The organism is Pseudomonas sp. NPDC077451 (genome assembly GCF_044543345.1).
GTDB lineage: Bacteria > Pseudomonadota > Gammaproteobacteria > Pseudomonadales > Pseudomonadaceae > Stutzerimonas.
Genome location: NZ_JBITVX010000005.1, coordinates 164110 through 182092, shown reverse-complemented (window position 1 = coordinate 182092; position 17983 = coordinate 164110). Strand labels below are relative to the sequence as shown.

13 protein-coding genes are annotated in these 17983 nt (G+C 59.2%); 7 read left to right on the top strand and 6 right to left on the bottom strand.

Features of this window, described 5'->3' with window-relative positions:
- Positions 1-48 precede the first annotated feature (48 nt).
- The gene (locus ACIGHL_RS10725; RefSeq protein WP_128120106.1) at positions 49-507 is read left to right on the top strand and encodes a carboxymuconolactone decarboxylase family protein; all 459 of its coding nucleotides are present in this window, start codon (positions 49-51) and stop codon (positions 505-507) included.
- A gap of 40 nt (positions 508-547) precedes the next feature.
- Here the strand turns inward: ACIGHL_RS10725 and ACIGHL_RS10720 are convergent, their stop codons facing one another.
- Positions 548-1006, bottom strand: a complete 459-nt coding sequence (locus ACIGHL_RS10720; protein ID WP_128120173.1) for a hypothetical protein — start codon at positions 1004-1006, stop codon at positions 548-550.
- Between the two features lie 289 nt (positions 1007-1295).
- On the opposite strand from ACIGHL_RS10720, the gene ACIGHL_RS10715 reads away from it, so the two are divergent.
- On the top strand, positions 1296-2321 hold the full coding sequence (locus ACIGHL_RS10715; RefSeq protein WP_128120105.1) for a CNNM domain-containing protein: 1026 nt from the start codon (positions 1296-1298) through the stop codon (positions 2319-2321).
- A 39-nt stretch (positions 2322-2360) separates the two neighbouring features.
- Here the strand turns inward: ACIGHL_RS10715 and ACIGHL_RS10710 are convergent, their stop codons facing one another.
- The 4 genes from ACIGHL_RS10710 to ACIGHL_RS10695 all read right to left on the bottom strand — a co-directional run bounded on the left by ACIGHL_RS10710 (position 2361) and on the right by ACIGHL_RS10695 (position 7787).
- Positions 2361-4589 (bottom strand): esterase-like activity of phytase family protein, encoded by a 2229-nt coding sequence (locus ACIGHL_RS10710; protein WP_128120104.1) that lies wholly within the window; start codon positions 4587-4589, stop codon positions 2361-2363.
- A 234-nt stretch (positions 4590-4823) separates the two neighbouring features.
- Positions 4824-5999: a PQQ-dependent sugar dehydrogenase gene (locus tag ACIGHL_RS10705; protein ID WP_241509111.1), complete on the bottom strand. Its 1176-nt coding sequence runs from the start codon at positions 5997-5999 to the stop codon at positions 4824-4826.
- A gap of 49 nt (positions 6000-6048) precedes the next feature.
- Positions 6049-7341 carry a PQQ-dependent sugar dehydrogenase gene (locus ACIGHL_RS10700; RefSeq protein ID WP_128120103.1) on the bottom strand — a complete coding sequence of 431 codons (1293 nt, stop codon included), beginning with the start codon at positions 7339-7341 and terminating at the stop codon, positions 6049-6051.
- On the bottom strand, positions 7338-7787 hold the full coding sequence (locus ACIGHL_RS10695) for a DUF2231 domain-containing protein (RefSeq protein ID WP_128120102.1): 450 nt from the start codon (positions 7785-7787) through the stop codon (positions 7338-7340). The genes ACIGHL_RS10700 and ACIGHL_RS10695 overlap by 4 nt, the downstream gene beginning before the upstream one ends.
- A 1023-nt stretch (positions 7788-8810) precedes the next feature.
- Between ACIGHL_RS10695 and ACIGHL_RS10690 the strand changes: the two genes are divergently transcribed.
- The 4 genes from ACIGHL_RS10690 to galE all read left to right on the top strand — a co-directional run bounded on the left by ACIGHL_RS10690 (position 8811) and on the right by galE (position 14648).
- Entirely contained in the window at positions 8811-10985 is a 2175-nt protein-coding gene (locus ACIGHL_RS10690; RefSeq protein ID WP_216707184.1) for a polysaccharide biosynthesis tyrosine autokinase, read from the top strand.
- Between the two features lie 45 nt (positions 10986-11030).
- Positions 11031-12293 carry an MATE family efflux transporter gene (locus ACIGHL_RS10685; protein WP_128120099.1) on the top strand — a complete coding sequence of 421 codons (1263 nt, stop codon included), beginning with the start codon at positions 11031-11033 and terminating at the stop codon, positions 12291-12293.
- Between the two features lie 280 nt (positions 12294-12573).
- Entirely contained in the window at positions 12574-13473 is a 900-nt protein-coding gene (locus ACIGHL_RS10680; protein ID WP_128120098.1) for a WecB/TagA/CpsF family glycosyltransferase, read from the top strand.
- A gap of 119 nt (positions 13474-13592) precedes the next feature.
- Entirely contained in the window at positions 13593-14648 is a 1056-nt protein-coding gene (galE, locus tag ACIGHL_RS10675) for a UDP-glucose 4-epimerase GalE (RefSeq protein ID WP_064480560.1), read from the top strand.
- 43 nt (positions 14649-14691) lie between these two features.
- Here the strand turns inward: galE and ACIGHL_RS10670 are convergent, their stop codons facing one another.
- Positions 14692-16284, bottom strand: coding sequence for a cellulase family glycosylhydrolase (locus ACIGHL_RS10670; RefSeq protein ID WP_128120097.1), 1593 nt, complete (start codon positions 16282-16284; stop codon positions 14692-14694).
- 452 nt (positions 16285-16736) lie between these two features.
- Between ACIGHL_RS10670 and ACIGHL_RS10665 the strand changes: the two genes are divergently transcribed.
- Complete coding sequence (locus ACIGHL_RS10665; protein WP_181689987.1) at positions 16737-17915, top strand: cellulase family glycosylhydrolase; 1179 nt, start codon at positions 16737-16739, stop codon at positions 17913-17915.
- Positions 17916-17983 lie beyond the last annotated feature (68 nt).

Sequence of the window (17983 nt, the reverse complement as noted above, 5' to 3'; positions counted from 1 at the left end):
TGGCGGCTGCGTAGCCTGGGTTGCACATTCAACCGAGGAGTGACCACCATGCGTATGAACTACCAGACCGCCGCACCTGACGTGATGACCGCCTTGATAGGGCTGGAAACCTATCTGGCAAGGCAGAGCCGCCGCGAGGATGGCGTCGACAAACCGCTGATGGAGCTGGTGAAGATCCGTGTCTCGCAGATCAACGGATGTGCCTTCTGCATCGACATGCACACTAAAGACGCTCGCGCCCTGGGCGAAACCGAACAGCGCATCTATGCCCTGAGCGCTTGGCGCGAAACGCCGTTTTTCATTGACCGCGAACGTGCTGCGCTGGCCTGGGCCGAGGCCAATACGCTGCTGCCTCAGGGTGTTTCGCAGCAGTTGTTCGAGGAAGTGCGCGAGTATTTTACCGAGGCCCAGCTCACTAACCTGACCCTGGCCATCGTAACCATCAACGCCTGGAATCGCTTCGGGGTGTCCTTCGCGCCGGTGCCGGGCAGCTACCAGCCGGAGTAGAGCAACTACCTACCACCGCTCGGCTGGAAGGACGAGCGGCTCAGGGCATGATCTGCTGGTTGCCCATGGCGCAGAAGCGATGCGCCTGCCGGGCAGCCGGCAACGCCCGAAGCTGCGTCATGCATTGGGCCTGACTCGACGTCCGTTCTACGTTGAGCTTCGAATGTTCGTCGACGCCAATCAGGTACGACCGGTTGTAACGTGGACCGTCTTGCCAGCTGCTGAATTGCTGGTCGCTGATTGCGCAGCGGTATTGCATGTGGCCGGAGAAACCCTTGAAGCGGTCGCTGCGGAAAATGTGATGGTATCTTTGCCAGTCACGGTCGCGCTGGCCCGCGCGCACCGCTTCGCGGCAGCCTTCCAGTTCGGTGATGCCTGGTTCATGCAAGAAAATGCTCTGTGCCAGGCTGGAGCCGTCGAGCTGCATCGTGGCCACCAGATAGACCCGCTGCTCGGCCGCCTGTGTCGGTAGCGCCAACAGCAAACCCAGCGCCAACATCCCTGTTCTGATCAATCTGCAATGCTCCTGAAGGGCTGTCTCATCGAGGGCCGCACCCTAGCCGAGGAGTGTGTCGGGAAACAAGTGCGAGGAGTGTCTAAGCAGACGGGATGGCTCGCTGGCCCGTTTCCGTGGTCGTGAACTCCGTTGAAGGCTGCTGTCGAAATCAGTGTCCTGCGCGAGCGTTCGAACGGGGAAATCAAATGTTGCAAGCCCATCGCGGTAATCAGCTAACCCCTGGCAGCTTTGCTGTAAATTGGCCTGCCATTGGCAACGAAACCTCCCTTACATGACCCTCCTGATAGCGTTCGCTGTCTTATCCATCCTCGTTTCATTCATCTGCTCGATCCTGGAAGCTGCGCTGCTCTCGCTCACGCCTAGCTTCATCGCACACCAGAAGACGTCCCGTCCGAAGCTCTACGAGCGCTTGAAACAGCTCAAAGACAAAGTCGACCAGCCACTTGCGGCGATCCTGACCTTGAACACCGTCGCCCACACCGTCGGCGCGACAGGTGTCGGTGCGCAGGTCACCGTGGTGTTCGGCAACGGCTACGTCGGTATCGCCTCGGCGGTGATGACGGTACTGATTCTGGTGCTTTCGGAAATCCTGCCCAAGACCATCGGAGCGCGTTACTGGCGTACGCTGGCGCCTTACCTGCCGCCTCTGTTGAACGGCATGATTCTGGTGCTGAAGCCCTTCATCTACCTGTCCGACATGATCATGGGGCTGGTTGGTGGCAAGGAGCCGGAACATGACATCCGCCAGGAGATCAAGGCGCTGACGGTGCTTGGTCGCGAGAACAAGAGCCTTGATGAGGACGAGCAGCGCGTCATCAGGAACATTCTCGACCTGCACGAGATCAAGGTCCGCGACGTGATGACGCCACGCACGGTGTGCGATTACACGGCGCCGGACATCACGATTGGTGCGTTCAAGGCGCAGGTCGCCGACAGCCAGTTCTCACGCTATCCAGTGATCGGCGACAACGAAAACCCGCTGGGTGTCGTGTTCCGTTATGACGCCCTGTCAGCGACCGAAGACGAAGCGCCGGTCTCGACCATCATGAAACCGGTGAAGGTTGCGCCGGAAATGACCAGTGTCGAAAATCTCATGACCCAGTTGCTGCACGAGCGCCAGCATATGTGCCTGGTCTACGACGAGTTCGGCAGCTGGCGCGGTTTGGTGACGCTGGAAGACATCATGGAAACCATCATCGGCCAGCCGATCATGGACGAAACAGACGACATCCCGAACATGCGGCGCTTCGCCAAGCGCCGTTGGGATCATCGCATCAAGCGCGCCCGCGAGAGCTGAGCGCTCCTGCGGAGCGGGTTTGCCGCTCCGCAGGCAATCTCAGCGCTTGATTGTGCCGAGGCGCATGAAGCGCGTCTCGCCGCTGGCATCTTCCACACCATCGTTGTCGGTGACGACGAACAGACGGCCCAGTTTGTCGACTGCCGCGCCTTCCACCTTGTCCAGCACCCAACCGCCAGTGCTCTGCAGATCAGGCAGCAGATCGCGCTCCAGCGTCTTGCTCACCAGTGGGAAGCTTTGGCCTTCGGCTACGGGCTGCACGCCGTTCAGGTCGATGCGATACAGGCGTTTGATCTGCGCGGCCGGGCCCTGCTGGTTGTCGCGTTCGATCACCAGGAACTGGCCGTTACCGATAGAGGTGAGCTCGGACAATCCGACCCAGCCGCCTTCGACAGCCGGGTCGAGCGGGTAATGGACGAAGCCCCACTCGCCGCTGCTCGGATTGAATACGCCGATACGCACCTTGCCGGCCGGGTCGTTCTTCCACCCGCGCTGGAAGGCCACATACACGCGGGTGCTGGCGCCTTCGCCGACCACCGATACGCCTTCGAATCCATTGCTGGTGCGCTGTGCCGAGACGGCTTTCGGTAGCGCGTATTCGGCCAGCACGTCGCCTTTTGAATTGGCATGGATCAGCAGGTTCGGCTTGGCCTTGCCGTTGCCTTCGGAGGCCAACCAGAAGTCGCCATTGCTGGCTTGGGCAATGCCTTCCAGGTCATAGTTGACGGTCTCGCCGTCCTTGCGCAGTTCGGTCTGCCCGTCGATGACTGCAGGTGTCTGACTGGTGTCGATGTGGAAGATCCGGGAGGCCTTGTAGTAGCTATCCGGTACGGCATACAGGCGATCAATCTGCGTACCGTCCGCAACCAGGCCGCTGAGCGCTCCCCAGGGGATCAGATCGCTCTCGCTGGAGCGGATCTCCGGATAATTCGCAGTCCTGGCGCCGTACTGATAAATCGAAATTGTCGAGCGATAGCCGTCTTCGGCCGAATCTTCTTCACTGCTGACCACCAGCAAGTTGCGCGCTGGAATCGGCAGGATGCCTTCGGGCCCCATGCCGGCCGGTAACAGCTGATGCATCACGGGTGCCCAAGGGCGGGCAACGTCATACACCGCGACGGCGTTGCCGCGCTCGCTACCCACGAACAAGAAGTCCTGCTTACGGAAACTGGCCGCCGCGATGCCTTCCGGCTCGATGCCTTTGTTCTCCGAGCGATTCTCCGGATAGTGGCCGGCGCGGATGAAGGCATGCTCCATCGACACACCGGCGTCATGCCAAACCTTGCCGTCGTAGTCGAACAGCGTGAAGCCGCGGCTGCCGCCTTCCGCGCCCTCGGCATCTTCATAGTCGCCTTCGTTGGCCGTCGCCAGCAGCGGGCCGACCCAGGCGATCGAATCCGGCTCGCGGCGCTTGCCAGTGAGTACACCGACCGGCTGGATGCGGTCGTTCTCCTCCACATCCACGCCTTCGAGGTCAACCTGTCCAGCACTGAAATGACGCAACACCCGGCCGCGACGCAGGTCGACGAGGACGATGTGGTTGTTTTCCTGCAGCGTGACGGCGGCCACGTCCTGGTCGTTGATGCTGACGTATTCCGGCTCCGGATCGCCTGGAGCGACCTCGGCCAAGCCAGTCAGGTCGACGTCACGCGTGCTCCAGCGCGACGGCTGACCTTTGAGGTCGACGATGCGCAGGAAGCCGCCCGGCAGTTGCGGAAGCAAACCATCGTTGAGGTCTTCGTCGCGTTCGTTCTCGATGGCGACCGCGGCATAACGGCCCTTCGGGCTGATGGCGATGGAATCCGGTTGGCCGCCCATGGGCAACGTGGCGACGCGCTTGGGCTGCGCGGGATTACGAATGTCGAACACCGCCAGCACGCCGTCGGGCCGGGCAAAGCTGGCCGAAGTATTGACCGCCACCAGGACAAAGTGGTGATGCACTGCGACCGAGGTCGGCTCGCCTTCGAGCTTCACGAAGCCTGCAGGCTTTGGCGATTTCGGGTCTTGAATGTCGACCAGGCCGATCCGCTCGCCGGGGCTGTCGGTGTAGATCAGCGTACGGCCGTCGCGGCTGACTGCGGTGATTTCAGCGACGGTTTCGCGGGCGGCCTCTTCGTCCGCACCGAGGTTGCTGTACACCGGAAACGTTGCAACCCGCTCGAAGTATTCCGCAGCGCGCGATGAGGCAGCCTGAGAGGCGAGCGGCAGCAGGGCCAGTGTTAACGCGGTGGATAGCGCGGTACGGGTCAGGCGGGTCGGTGTTCTCATGCGAGCCTCGGCGTTTGGCGATGGGGTTTGGCCGAAACACGCTAGGCGGGGTCTGTTACGAGGTTGTGACGAGGCTCGTTGGGGGCAGCGATTGAATCGTTCGATGGATAGGGAAGGGGGATGATAGGCGGTTTTACCCATCGCCTAGGGCCAGATCCAGGCTGGGGCTAGCTGTTTTCACGCCCTTGATATCTAAGCTGCGCCACTCAAGGCGCAGCCCGTTTGATGCCTCGCCTATTTCGGGCTGAGCTCCAGCAAACGCCCACCATCCCCATCTTCCAGCAGCCAGATGCTGCCGTCCGGGCCTTGCTCGACTTCGCGAATGCGTGCGCCCATGTCGTAGCGAGCGGCCTCGCTGGCTGCTTCGCCGTTCAAAGTGACACGGACCAAAGCCTCGGCCGACAGGCCGCCGATAAACGCATCACCTTTCCAGTCCGCAAACCGTTCGCCGTCGTAAATGATCAGGCCGGCAGGGGAGATCACTGGTGTCCAGGAAATCTTGGGCTCGATGAATTCGGGGCGCGTGTCGTGATCGGGTATCGGTCGCCCGCCGTAGTGATCGCCGTTCGAGACTTCCGGATAACCGTAGTTGCCGCTCTTGCGGATCAGGTTGAACTCGTCGCCGCCTTCCGGACCCATCTCGTGTTCCCACAAGCGGCCCTGCGCATCGAACGCGATGCCCAATGGGTTGCGGTGGCCAAGCGACCAGATCTGCGCCGTCACGCCGCCTTGGTCGGCGAACGGGTTGTCGGACGGTACGCTCCCGTCCTCGTTCAGGCGAATGACTTTGCCGAGGTTGGCGTTCATGTCCTGTGCAGGGGTGAACTTCTGGCGCTCGCCGGAGCTGATCCAGAGCTTCCCGTCAGGGCCGAACGCAAGACGATGCCCGTAATGGCCTTTGCCGGAGACCTTGGGCGCCTGCCGCCAGATCACTTTGGTATCGGAAAGCGAGCCGCCATCGGACCCCAATTTGAGCGTCGCGCGGGCGACGGCTGCGCCGCGGTTGCCACCGTCGCCATGTTCGGCATAGCTGAGGTAGATAACGTTGTTCTGTGCGAAATCGGGGTGGAGGATGACGTCACCAAGCCCGCCCTGACCGCCATAGGCCACCTTTGGTACGCCCTTGATTTCGTGAACCGTCCCGGTCTCCACATCGACATGCTTGAGCACGCCGCGCTTTTCCGTGATCAATGCTGTCCCGTCTGGCAGGAAGGTCATGGCCCAGGGTTCGGAGAAACTGGCACGTGGCGTTGCGCTGAACGGCCACTGATCCTGTTCAACGGCGTCAGGCGCAGCGGTTGCGAGCGAAGCCGTACCCAGCGCCATGGCGCTAACGAGGTGCAGAGAGAGTCGCTTCATCACCATCTGTTCTCCAAAAGTCAGGCCCCAGCGCACCTGCGGTGGGGCCATGCGATCAGGCTCTATGCCGGGCGTATCACGCAGCTGCCGGCCGTTGGGCTTACTGCGTTCGAGTCACCCGCCATACGATGTTAGCCAAGTCGTCAGCCACGATGAGAGCACCGCGTGGGTCGACCGTAACACCCACGGGCCGACCATGTGTCCCTTCGGCGGTGCGGAAGCCCGTCACGAAATCAACCGGCTCGCCCGAAGGTTTTCCGTTCCTGAATGGCACGAAGACCACCTGATAGCCTGACGGATTCTCGCGGTTCCAACTGCCGTGCTCGCCAACGAACACGCCTTCGGCAAACTTCTCGCCCATCACCGGTGAAGAAAAGTCCACGCCAAGCGCAGCGACGTGCGGGCCCAGTGCGTAGTCCGGCTTGATCGCGGCCGCGACCAGATCGGGGTTCTGCGGGCGAACGCGATCATCGACGTGCTGCCCCCAATAGCTATATGGCCAGCCATAGAAGCCGCCTTCTTGTACCGAGGTGAGGTAGTCAGGGACCAGATTCGGACCAAGCTCGTCCCGCTCGTTCACCACCGCCCACAGCTGATCCGTGTCGGGGCGAATCGTCAATGCCGTTGGGTTACGCAGGCCCGTTGCGAAGGGCTTGTGCGCACCTGTCTCCGCATTGATCTGCCAGATCATGGCCCGGTCGACTTCCGCCTCCATCCCGCGTTCGGTGATGTTGCTGTTCGATCCGATGCCAACGTACAAGAAACGACCGTCCGGGCTCGCGGCGAGCGCCTTGGTCCAGTGATGGTTGATCCGATGCGGCAGGTCCGTGACCTTGACCGGCTCGCCACTGGCCTCGGTCTGACCTTCCTGATACTCGAAGCGCACCAGCGAGTCCTGGTTGGCCACGTAGATGTTTCCATTGGCCAGCGCCAGGCCATACGGCGCGTTAAGGCCGTCCGCAAAGATCTTCTGCAACTCGTACACGCCGTCACCATCGGCATCGCGAAGCAGGGTCAGACGGTTACCGCTTTTGACCGAGGTGGTGCCCTTAGCCTTGATGTAGCCGGCGATGACATCCTTCGGTCTTAACTTGGGTGCATTGCCGCCCCGGCCTTCGGCCACCAGGATGTCCCCATTCGGCAGCACGAGGGTTTGCCGCGGGATCTGCATATCCGTCGCGATCGCGCTGACCGTGAAGCCCTCGGGTACCGTTGGCTTCTTATCACCCCAGCCGACCGGATCGGCAATCGTCATGCTGGGCAATAGTCCGCGCTCAGGATCGACAAGCTTGGGGTTCTCACCTTTTACCAACGCGATGTCCTGATCCGCGCCGCCGCATGCGCTCAATAGCAACGCCACGCTCAGGGCGCTAAGTGGGCCTGCGTATTTCATGCTTCACCTCCAGCGCGCAGATTGGTAAAGCCGATCCAGGTCGCCGCACAGGCCAGGATGGTCACGATCACCGAAAGGACCAGGCCTGATGGCATGCTCGCCCAGGCATCCTTGGCGTGTACCAGTGAGTTGAAAAAGCCCAGCACCCAGGTAGCGGCCAGGAGCACCAGATAGATCAGTGGCCGCCCTTTCTTATGGGTGGCTTTGACCAGATTGACTAGCGCGAACAGGATCGCGAAACCGCAAAAGACCAGGCCCCCGGCGATCAGCCAAGACGCGAAATTGGTCCACTGAATCTCATAGGTCTGGAAGTACGCGATATCGCTTAGCAGGCCGCCAAGAAACAGCGGAACGGTCCCCCCGAGAAACGTTGCGTGAACTGGGTTAGGTACGTGGCGCGAGATGCTGTGTGTCGTGTGATGCGTGCTGTGGGTGATAACGGTCACGGAAGCGTCCTCATCGCTGGACGACCCAGGCCTGATGCATCGCGCGGATGCGCCTGCTGCCTGAATCGCTCTGACTGTGCATAAATGGGGATCGTGCCGTTGGGGGGGAAGTTCACTTCGGTTGGTCTTGATTGGCGCGTCTCGAGGCGCATGTGCGTGCTGATCTGCCTGTTAGGTGGCACGCAACCGTGTCAGGCTCGCAAGGATTTTTACGGCTGACGAGTGCTGCCCAGGCAGGTACTCAGCGAGCGCGTCGATAATCACACGGAAAATTTCCCGCTTGTATCTTTAATTAATCCTCAGTTTTCGCACCATCTCTTTCAGTGGGCTAGTCATTTTCCAGGGGCGGCGCGCAAACTTTCCCTGTTCAACTAAATAAATATCTATTTTGTGAGGCGGGTTGGATTAATTATGGTTGTTGCAACAGTATTAACCAGCGCATGAATACTCGCTCTAAAGATTGATTGTTTGGTTTTTACCTGTTGTTATTCTTCCGCGGGCTGTAAGGCGTGCACAAAATTGAAACATTATTATTGAAAGATGCACCTTCCTGGCCGTCTTGGCCAATGGCAGTGGCTCTGCAAGGCAGGATTTATAAGGTTCTGGAGTTGGCATTGCACCTGCATAATATTGTTCGAGTTAGGCTGAGGTTGCCGCCTCCTTAATGAAGTTCGGCGCGAATAATATGTGACGTTTCCCATTGAGTCGGTCGTGTTTAGACGGGCCCTGCGGTAGCTATGCGATTAGCTTATTGACTTCGAATGAGCGGATATCCCGAATGCTTTCCTTTAGGGTCCGGATTTTCGTATCTGTTTGTATGTCGAGCTGGCTAGATTCTGACAAGTTATGTCGTGGCGTTGTTTTCGCATATCGATAGCCGGCGAAGATAATTACTTTGATTTCGCAATAAGCGTTTCGTTTGTTTTTAACTGTCCGCGCCGTTATTAGGTCGCGGGCTGGCGGTAGCCTTGCCTCCAAAAGGGCGAATGAACGTTAGTGGCTGGGTTGAAAAAGGAAAATTCTATGCATACGGAAAAGTCTTCAAACAGGAGTGAAGAAGATGGGCAGGAAATCAACCCGGTTCAGATACTCGCCATAGTTATAGATAACTGGCGGTTCATAGCGCTCATTACCGGCCTTTTTGGAGCCCTGGCGCTAGCCTATGCGCTGTCTGCAAGGCCCTTGTTTGAAGCGGTATCGATGCTTGAGGTCGAGCCGAAGAGCCCCGGCGCTGCGAGCTTCTCCGAGCGCCACGAAAGTGTGGCGCTTAATGTCCCGCCCGCCATTGCTCAGACGCATGTGATGAAATCTGCAGCCGTACTCGGAGCGGCAGTGGACGCCTTGGAGCTGGATATCTCGGTTCGGCCGAAGGCAATCCCAATCATCGGTGAGTTTGTTTCACGCCATTTCATATTCGATGCAAACCGAGATGAGCTGCCGCGTATCGAGTCACTGGATGTACCCAAGGTATTGCGCGATAAGCCGCTCAGGCTGCTGGTCGGTCAGGATGACGCATTTCAGTTGTTCGATCCGAGGGGGCGCGAGCTGCTGTCCGGCATCGCCCCGCATGGGGCGAAAAGTCCCGACGATGACGTGCAGTTAAAAATCAGTCGGCTCGGCGCCGAGCCGGGCAGCGAATTCGTATTGACGAAGGAGCCGCGCCTGGCAGCGTTGCTGCGACTGCAAAACCAGCTGCAGATTGACGAAGTGGAGGAAGGCTCAGGCATCTTTGTCCTCTCGATCACGGATGCCGATCCAGAGCGAGCGGTCAACATTCTTGCCGAAGTAATGAAGGCCTACGTGGCGCAGAACATTGAGCGCGCTGCGGCTGATGCCAGCAGCGGATTGGAATTCCTCACCACAGAGTTGCCTGCCATGCGGGCAAAGCTCGAACAATCGGAACTGGCGCTGAACCGCTTCCAAACACAGGCGGGTTCTGTCGACATCAGTCTGGAGATCGAGGGCTATCTGAATCAGCTGGTCGCACTCGATTCGAAAATCTCGGCCCTGCGGCTGCAGCAGACGGAGCTAGCGAGTCGCTTTACCAGCGAACATCCGGCTTATCAGACGCTGGTCAACCAGATCGAGAGCCTGACGCTCGAGCAGCAGTCATTGGCCAGGAAAATTGGCACCCTTCCCGAAACCCAGCAGGAGCTGGTGCGTTTGAGCCGCGACGTTAAGGTTAACAATGAGATCTATCTGTTGATGTTGAACCGCGCCCAGGAGCTGGAAGTGATGCGCAACGGGATCGCCGGTAACGTCCATGTGCTTGACCAACCTGTAGCGGATACCATCAGCCCGGCTTGGCCAAATCGCAAGCTTGTCGTGTTGGGCGGTCTGGTTGGCGGTTTCGGTCTGGCGTTAGCGATTGTCTTTATTCGCCGCAAGCTCTTCCCGAGCATCGAGAGCATCGATGAGATCGAGCGGCTGGGGTTGCCGGTCCTTGCAGCAATACCGATGTTTTCAGCAAAGCAGCTTGATGGTGTTGTGGGCGACGGAGCGCCCGCGAAACAACCGGCGGTGTTGATGCGCGCAAACGATCCGTACACGGAGGCCCTCCGCAGCCTGCGAACCTGCCTGCGTTTGTCCCTGCCGAACCGACGCAACAACCTGATCATGCTCAGCGGTCCAAGTCCGGCCGTGGGAAAAAGTTTTATCTCGTTAAACTTTGCCGTCCTGGCCGCCCGTGCCGGGCAGCGCGTGTTACTCATCGATGCAGACATGCGGCGTGGGCACCTGCACGAAGCGTTGGCGCTAAGCGAGGAGAATGGTTTCGCTGAAGTGCTACAAAACCAGAGCAGCGTGACGGCGGCGATCCGCCCAACCGCAGTCGAGAATCTGTCTTTCCTGCCGCGTGGCAAGCCCCCGCTGTGGCCTGCTGAACTGTTGCTCGACCCGATCCTAGAGAATGTTTTACAACGCGTCGGCGAGCTTTTCGATCTGGTCGTAATCGACACGCCACCCCTGCTAGCTGTATCCGATGCGTTGATCATCGGTCAGCACACTGGAATCAATTTGATGGTGTTGCGCTTCGATTTTACTGCTGCACGCGAAGTTGAACTCGTCTTGCGCCGCTTCGAGCAGAACAATACGGAGTTGCATGGAGCGATCTTCAACTCAGTGGAAGAGCGGACGTCCACGCGGTATGGGTACAGCAAGAGCTGCTACCGGCTGGACTACCGCACAGTGCACTCCTGATCGCGCCGGTTGCCCGTCGCTACGCTCGCGAGTCATGGAGGTCTAATGAAGACATTGTTTGCACGAGGCGCGCAATGGAATTGGGCGCTGCTCGACCAAGCGCTGGTCAGCGGCACCAATTTCCTTATGGGTGTGCTGCTGGTGCGCTACCTCGGTTTCGAGCAATACGGGTTGTTCGTTCTCGCTTGGATGGCGGTTCAGTTCGTCATGGGCGTGCAGAACGCATTGATTGTTTCGCCGATGATGTCCATCGCGCCAAAGTTGAGTGGCACCAGGCGCAGCGGCTACTACGCCGCGACTCTCAGACTGCAAACGCTTCTGATAGCACTTGCCGCCTTACTGGTCGGGGCGCTGTCATTGATTCCGACCGTTTATCGGCCGCAGTGGCTTGCTGAAGGTGCCACTCTGCCTTTGGTCAGCTGCATGGTCTTCCTGCAACTACAGGATTTTTTGCGGCGCAATCTTTTCTCGCGGCTTGCACCGCAGCGGGCGTTCTATGTCGATCTGATTGCCTACGGCGCACAACTGCCATTAATGCTCATGGTGGTGGCAGTGTATCCGTCATTCCAGGCGGCCCTATTGAGTATCGTCGCGGCCATGCTGGTGTCGATCCTGGTGGGCGGACGCTGGCTGCCTCGGGCTGAAGGGCAGGCGCTCAATACCCGCGACGTGGCCGTTAGACATTGGCATTCATCGCGGTGGTTGCTGGGCTCGACACTGTTGCAGTGGCTGTCCGACAACTATTTTCTAATCATCGCTGGCGTCGTGCTGGGCCCGGCTGCGGTCGGAGCGATCCGGGGCGCGCAGAACTTGTTGGCGCTGACTCATATCTTCTTCCTCGGGCTGGAAAACGTGGTGCCGGGCGAGGCCAGTCAACGCTTCCATCACGACGGCATCCCTGCACTACGTGGCTATCTGGTGAGGATCAGTCTGGTGCTGCTGGCCAGTACGGGGCTTGTCGCGGCGCTGGCGGCCCAATTTTCCAGGCCGTTGTTGAACCTCGCCTATGGTGCCGCCGATCCGATCAGCGTTGAGGCGCTGGGATGGTACGTGCCGATCTACCTGCTGGTGGCGCTTGCTTTGCCGCTGCGCGCAGGGCTGCGCACTCTGGAGCAAACGCGGGCAATCTTCTTCGCCTATGTGTTGGGTACCGCCTTTGCGCTGCTGGCAGCTCGAGCGCTGGTAACAGACTTCGGTGTAGCCGGCGTGATGTTTGGCATTTTGGTCAATCAGGTGGTGATGATGATCGTGCTGATGACTTCTCTGGGGCTGGCGTGTCGCAGCGCACGTCCGGCCCTGGAGCACTGATAGCGAGTACTACCCACGCTCGCCTAACTCCCTTCTTCCATTGCGCGGAAAACCTGCTCGACAACTGACTGCAGCGACGACTGATTGAGTTCATCGTCAGTTAGCCAGGCGTGCGTGTCTCTGCACGCCCCCGCTTTGCCGCTACCGCCAGCAGCTCGGCCCAATAGGGCTAATCGATTTCCAACGCAGACGCTTCCTGGCGTGACTCTAGTTGTGTCCGACCGGCTGGTACCTGCCTGGACGCTTGCCATGTGCATCTACAACGCAGAGGGATACCTTCATGGGAAAACAACAGTCGCCCGACGGATCCGTATGTTCGGTGATCGGCCTTCCGATAAACGCACTGAGCTGGCATACGGCATTGTCTCTTCTGGCGCAATGGTCAAGTCGACGTGAAAGCCGATACGTGTGCATTTGCAATGTGCATTCATTAGTGACCGCACGCGGCGACGCGGCGTTCGCCAAGGTCATTCACGAGGCGGATATGGCGACGCCCGACGGTGCGCCGCTGGCCTGGATGTTGCGCCGGCTGGGCATGGTTCGGCAGGAGCGAATTAACGGCCCGGACCTGATGTGGCGGTACTGTGCGGAAGCGGCCCATCGCGATGAGTCGCTCTTTCTGTTCGGCGGCCGGCAGGAGACGCTTGACGCGCTGCAGCGCGTGTTGCTGCAGAACTTCCCGTCGCTGCGTATTGCTGGCGCCTACTCGCCACCATATCGACCGCTTAGCCAGGAAGAAGACGATGCAATCGTTACCCTCATTAATGCATCGGGTGCCGGCACTGTCTGGGTCGGTTTGGGCTGCCCCAAGCAGGAGTTGTGGATGGCGGCGCACCAGGGGCGGATTCACGCCGCGATGATCGGTGTGGGGGCTGCTTTCGATTACCACGCCGGAACCATCAGGCGAGCACCCATGTGGATGCAACGCGGCGGCCTGGAATGGTTTCACCGTCTGTGCAGTGAGCCGAGGCGTTTATGGAAGCGCTATTTCGTCACCAACTCGCTGTTCATCGTCTATGCCGGTCGCCAACTGCTTGGGCTTCTTCCTGCCGCGTCGATTGCGCCGACGCCGGCACCGGCATCAGCGGCGGTTGACCTAGAACACAAGGTCCGGGAGTGGAAGTTTGCCCTGGGCAACATGCTGTGGGTTGTGCATTTCTCGCGTATTCGTCGGCATTGACCTCAGCGACCCGTATAGCCAGCCACCGGGGCGTACGTGGTTGTCAACCGAGACGGTCATAGCTTTTGCGTTCCAATCAGCTCGCCAAGCTGGCGACCCAGCTGGGCAAAGGACTAACGATGAGAGAGACCATACTTGTAACAGGAGGAGCCGGCTATATCGGCTCTCACACTACCCTGGTGCTCATGCTTGCCGGCTATGAAGTAGTAGTGTTGGACAGCCTGTGCAACAGCTCGGCCGAGTCGCTGCACCGGATCGCCACGCTTTGCGGCCGGACGCCCATATTCGTGCACGGCGATATCCGTAACGCTGCCCTGCTGGATAGCCTTTTCGCCTGTTACCCGATTACTGCCGTGCTGCACTTTGCCGGCCTCAAGGCTGTTGGCGAGAGCGTACGCAAGCCGCTTGAATATTACGCGACCAATGTCGGTGGCAGTGGCGAGCTTTATCAAGCCATGGCTCGAGCGGGGGTTTATCGCCTGGTGTTCAGTTCTTCCGCTACGGTTTACGGCGACGCCAGCCAGATGCCGCTGCGCGAAACTACCCCCACCAATTGGCCTACCAACCCTTATGGGCGGTCCAAGCTGATCGTTGAGGAAATGCTGCGTGACCTGGCTGCATGCGACCCGCGCTGGAGTATCGCCCTGTTGCGCTATTTCAACCCGATTGGTGCCCATGAAAGCGGCTTGATCGGTGATGACCCCAATGGCGTACCCAGCAATCTACTGCCCTACCTCAGCCAAGTGGCCGTCGGTCGGCTGGCGGAGCTTTCAGTCTTTGGCGACAACTACCCGACCCGAGACGGCACCGGCGTACGGGACTACATCCATGTCATGGATCTGGCCGAAGGACACGTCAAAACGTTGGATGCCCTGCGCGATCGCCGCGGGGTGTCAGTCTGGAATTTAGGCACTGGCGTCGGCCAGAGCGTTCTGGAAGTCATCGCAGCCTTTGAGCGTGCTAGCCAGCGCGCCATACCATACCGAGTGGTCGCTCGACGGCCCGGTGACGTAGCCGAGTGCTGGGCCGACCCGTCGCTCTCGGCTCTGGAGCTTGGCTGGAAAGCCAAGCGTGGTCTTGATCAGATGATGCGTGACGCTTGGCGCTGGCAGTCCGCCAACCCCAACGGCTATGCGTGTTCCGTCGAGGCTGCGGTTGCTGTAGAGGCTGGCTAATAACTCATGGCAGGGGTGGAGCGTCGCCCCTGCACCGCGGCTGTTATCGTCCCATGACTGGGGGGCCTGACGGCAGTGGCTGACTGCCGAATAGCGCCTCTACCAATTCAGGGATGAGACGGTCACCGTGTTCGCCTACAGCGCTCTGCTGGAACAGATTGAAGTCACCGAAGGCCTGATGCACGACCCAGCCAGCATACCGGTTCGCCTGGGTTTGCTCGCGGATCTTGCGCATGAAGTGCGCACGTGAGGCGACGTCTTTCAGTGCAGGGGTTCCGTTGTAGTTGAACTCGGAGACGACGCCAAATTCACCGGCGATGATCCGTTTGGGGTTGATACCGCTCGAAACCACCCAACGTTGTAGCTCGGACCAGTCCTCCCAGCGCGAACCATTGTCATACCACAGGTCATTGATCAGTCGGCTGTAACGGGCGATCTCCGATTTTTTCTGTTCTGAACTCAAGTGCGAATCAGCACTCACGCGGGCGCTGACGTCTGCGACCATCTGCGTCTGGCCGCCGACATAACGGGTGATTGGCATCGGGACGTTATACAGATGAGGTTGGCTGCCAATGCCCTGGTGAGTGAACTCGCCCGGTGCGTAGGGGTGAAAGGAGAACATGGTGTTGGCGTCGAAGTCGCTCAGGTTGAAGCGATTCAGTGCCCCATGCCAGCCGGCCTCCGGCTGCAGAATGATGGTCATGTCCGGAGCTTTGGAGCGGCATGCGGAGTGCCAGCCCGGTGCAGCTGAGCGGTAGTAGCCCGGTGTGAGTTGCTCTCCCGGTGGCTCGTTGATCATTTCCAGCGCCACCTGCTGCTTCGAGAAGTAGCTGCCCATGGCTGAGCAGAGCCTGTTGAGAGCGTAATGAAAGCGCGCTTGCTGAGCAGGTTCGTTGACCAGGGCGATGCGTTCTTCCCAAGTCGAGGCCCAGGCAACATGGACGCGGAAGCCGGTTTGTGCGGCCCGATCGATATAGCCGATCCAACGCGACAGAGTGGCCTCCATGCTCACCGGCGGGGCCAGGAATTCGTCAAGCGAAATCCAGATCCGCAGGGTGTTGAAGCCAGCCGCCGACAGTGCAGTCAGACGCGTCTGGGTCATGCCGTAGGCGGGCGCTTCCCAGTCATTCACTGGCGGTGTGATGTCGATGCCCTTGATGTCGCCTCGGGCCATGAATGCGGGGTTGGCTTGGGTGATCGTCGTCGAAGTATCTGCTGTAGCAGAGGGGGCGGACCCGCTGCGCAGCGCTGGCGCTGTGCTTACCGTGTTTGGGGAGCCGACCTTGTTGCCGTCCAGAAGCCCGCCCTTGACGTAAATGCTGAGGTTGCTACCGACCCGGAACACTTTGCTGATCTCGCGCAACTGCCCATCGGCGAAGCGCAGATGCACGCCGGGTTTGAATGCGTCGATGCTCGCCTGAGTGGCAGGAACCGAAAGCCCCGCATATTGGCGCCAGATACCCCGCAAGAAATCTTTGCTGGTGAAAGAGTTGATCTTGGAAACATACGCGGTTTCCGTCGAAACCGAAGTGGCTGCGTGAGCCTGAGTAAGTGCCAGGGGGGTGCAGCACAGGACAGCTGACGCAACGGACAGCAGCAGCGCCCGACGCGTCTGGTTGGAAAGAGTGTTAAGCATGATGGCTCTCAGCGACCTAATACTTCCAGGCGTATGCCGTGGAAAAGTAGCGGGAGTGGATAACAGGGTGTGCGAATCGGAACGGCGATTAGTTCAGTTGATATAACTAGAAATAAGGTTCTCCTGAAGAAACCCGGTGAGGGTTTGGCTTTGGTTGTTTGCGGGCTTGAGAATAGTTGCATTTAAGTCTGTTAGGAATATCCGCAAATTCCCTTGACCACCAGCCTGGTAACAGCTTTAGACCATGCGCCACTGTTTTGATATTTCGTAGGAATTAAGCCTAACGGCGTTTTTAGAGATTTCAGGTAAAAATGATGTGCTCGGATGCCATCGAAAGATGGCACTTAAATATCACTTAATTTCCGACGATTGGTCACGCGCCAGCACTTTCAGAGTTTCTTTTCATCAGCACGGTTTCCAACTTCTTATTAATGCGCCTCAGGAACCGAACCATGTTGGCTTTCCGAGAATATGCATACGCCCTGGTCTCGCTGCTCATCAACGTACCGGTCGCCGTTGCGGACACCAGTGAACCTACATTCACCCGTAGCGGGCCTATCAAGGGAATCGGAGTCAGTCCGCCGATTAGCAACTGGGAAGCGCCGGCCTATGGCCTGACTCAGGCACGGCTGGACGCCCTGGAGCAGGCTGGGTTCAACACCCTGAGGATCTGGATCTCGCTGGAAGAATTTCTGACCCCGCCGGTCAGCATCGAGGCCACCCTGTCGCGCTGGACCGGCTATATCAGCCGCGCGGCAGAAACCGGCTTCCGGGTACAGGTTTCCTGGGCATCTACCTGGGAGCAGCGCATCGCAGTGGTCAACGAGCCGACGACAAATGCGCGCTTTGAAAGGGCTCTTGGTGCTCTGTGTGGCGCCCTCAACAGGTCATTCTCGGAAGAGCAGGTTGCGCTGGAGATGCTTAACGAGCCTCCTGGCGAACAGCTCGCACCGAGCTATTACACCTCCGTTGCGCCGGGTTGGTATTCGGCCTGCCGCTCCAAGGCACCGAACCTGACCATCATTCTACAACCGGAAGCCGGCTGGCATGGCGCGCTCGGGCACTTCAACCTGAGCCAGTACGATGCCAACACCATGTTCTCCTTTCACCCCTACGCACCGGGCGAGTTCACTCATCAGGGCACTGGCAGCCAGCCGCACCTGTACAACGTTCCGATGCCGATTACCCGCTACGCTGGCGGCAAGATGCAGATGCTGGCGGACGTCAGCGCGCGCATAGAAGCGGATACAACGCTGACGCCCGAGCGCAAGGTCGAAGAAATCACCCGTTACGGGCGCATCATCGATCACCTGTGGTGGAGCGATGGAGCGCGCTGGGAGGACTGGACAGAGTTGCAACGTTGGGTTGGTTCGACCGGGATCAATCCCAGGCGGATCATCGCCGGGGAATTTGGCGTTGTTTCCGAGTTCAACTACAACGGAACCCCCGCACTGCCGGATGTCGCTTCACGCGCCTACTTCATGCACAAGATCCGCGCGCAGACTGAGGCAAACAATTTCGCCGGTTGGGTCGTGCATCAGGCATTTGGTGACTTCAACCTGTTCCAGCAAACCTCAGTGGGTGAGCATGGTGAGCACCTTATCCCCGAACTCGTCGAGGCGCTGTTTTAGGGGCGCTGGTGGCTGTTGGTGTGCTTTCTGAAGCAACGGTAAAACGCGTTGAAAATATCGCTATGGCG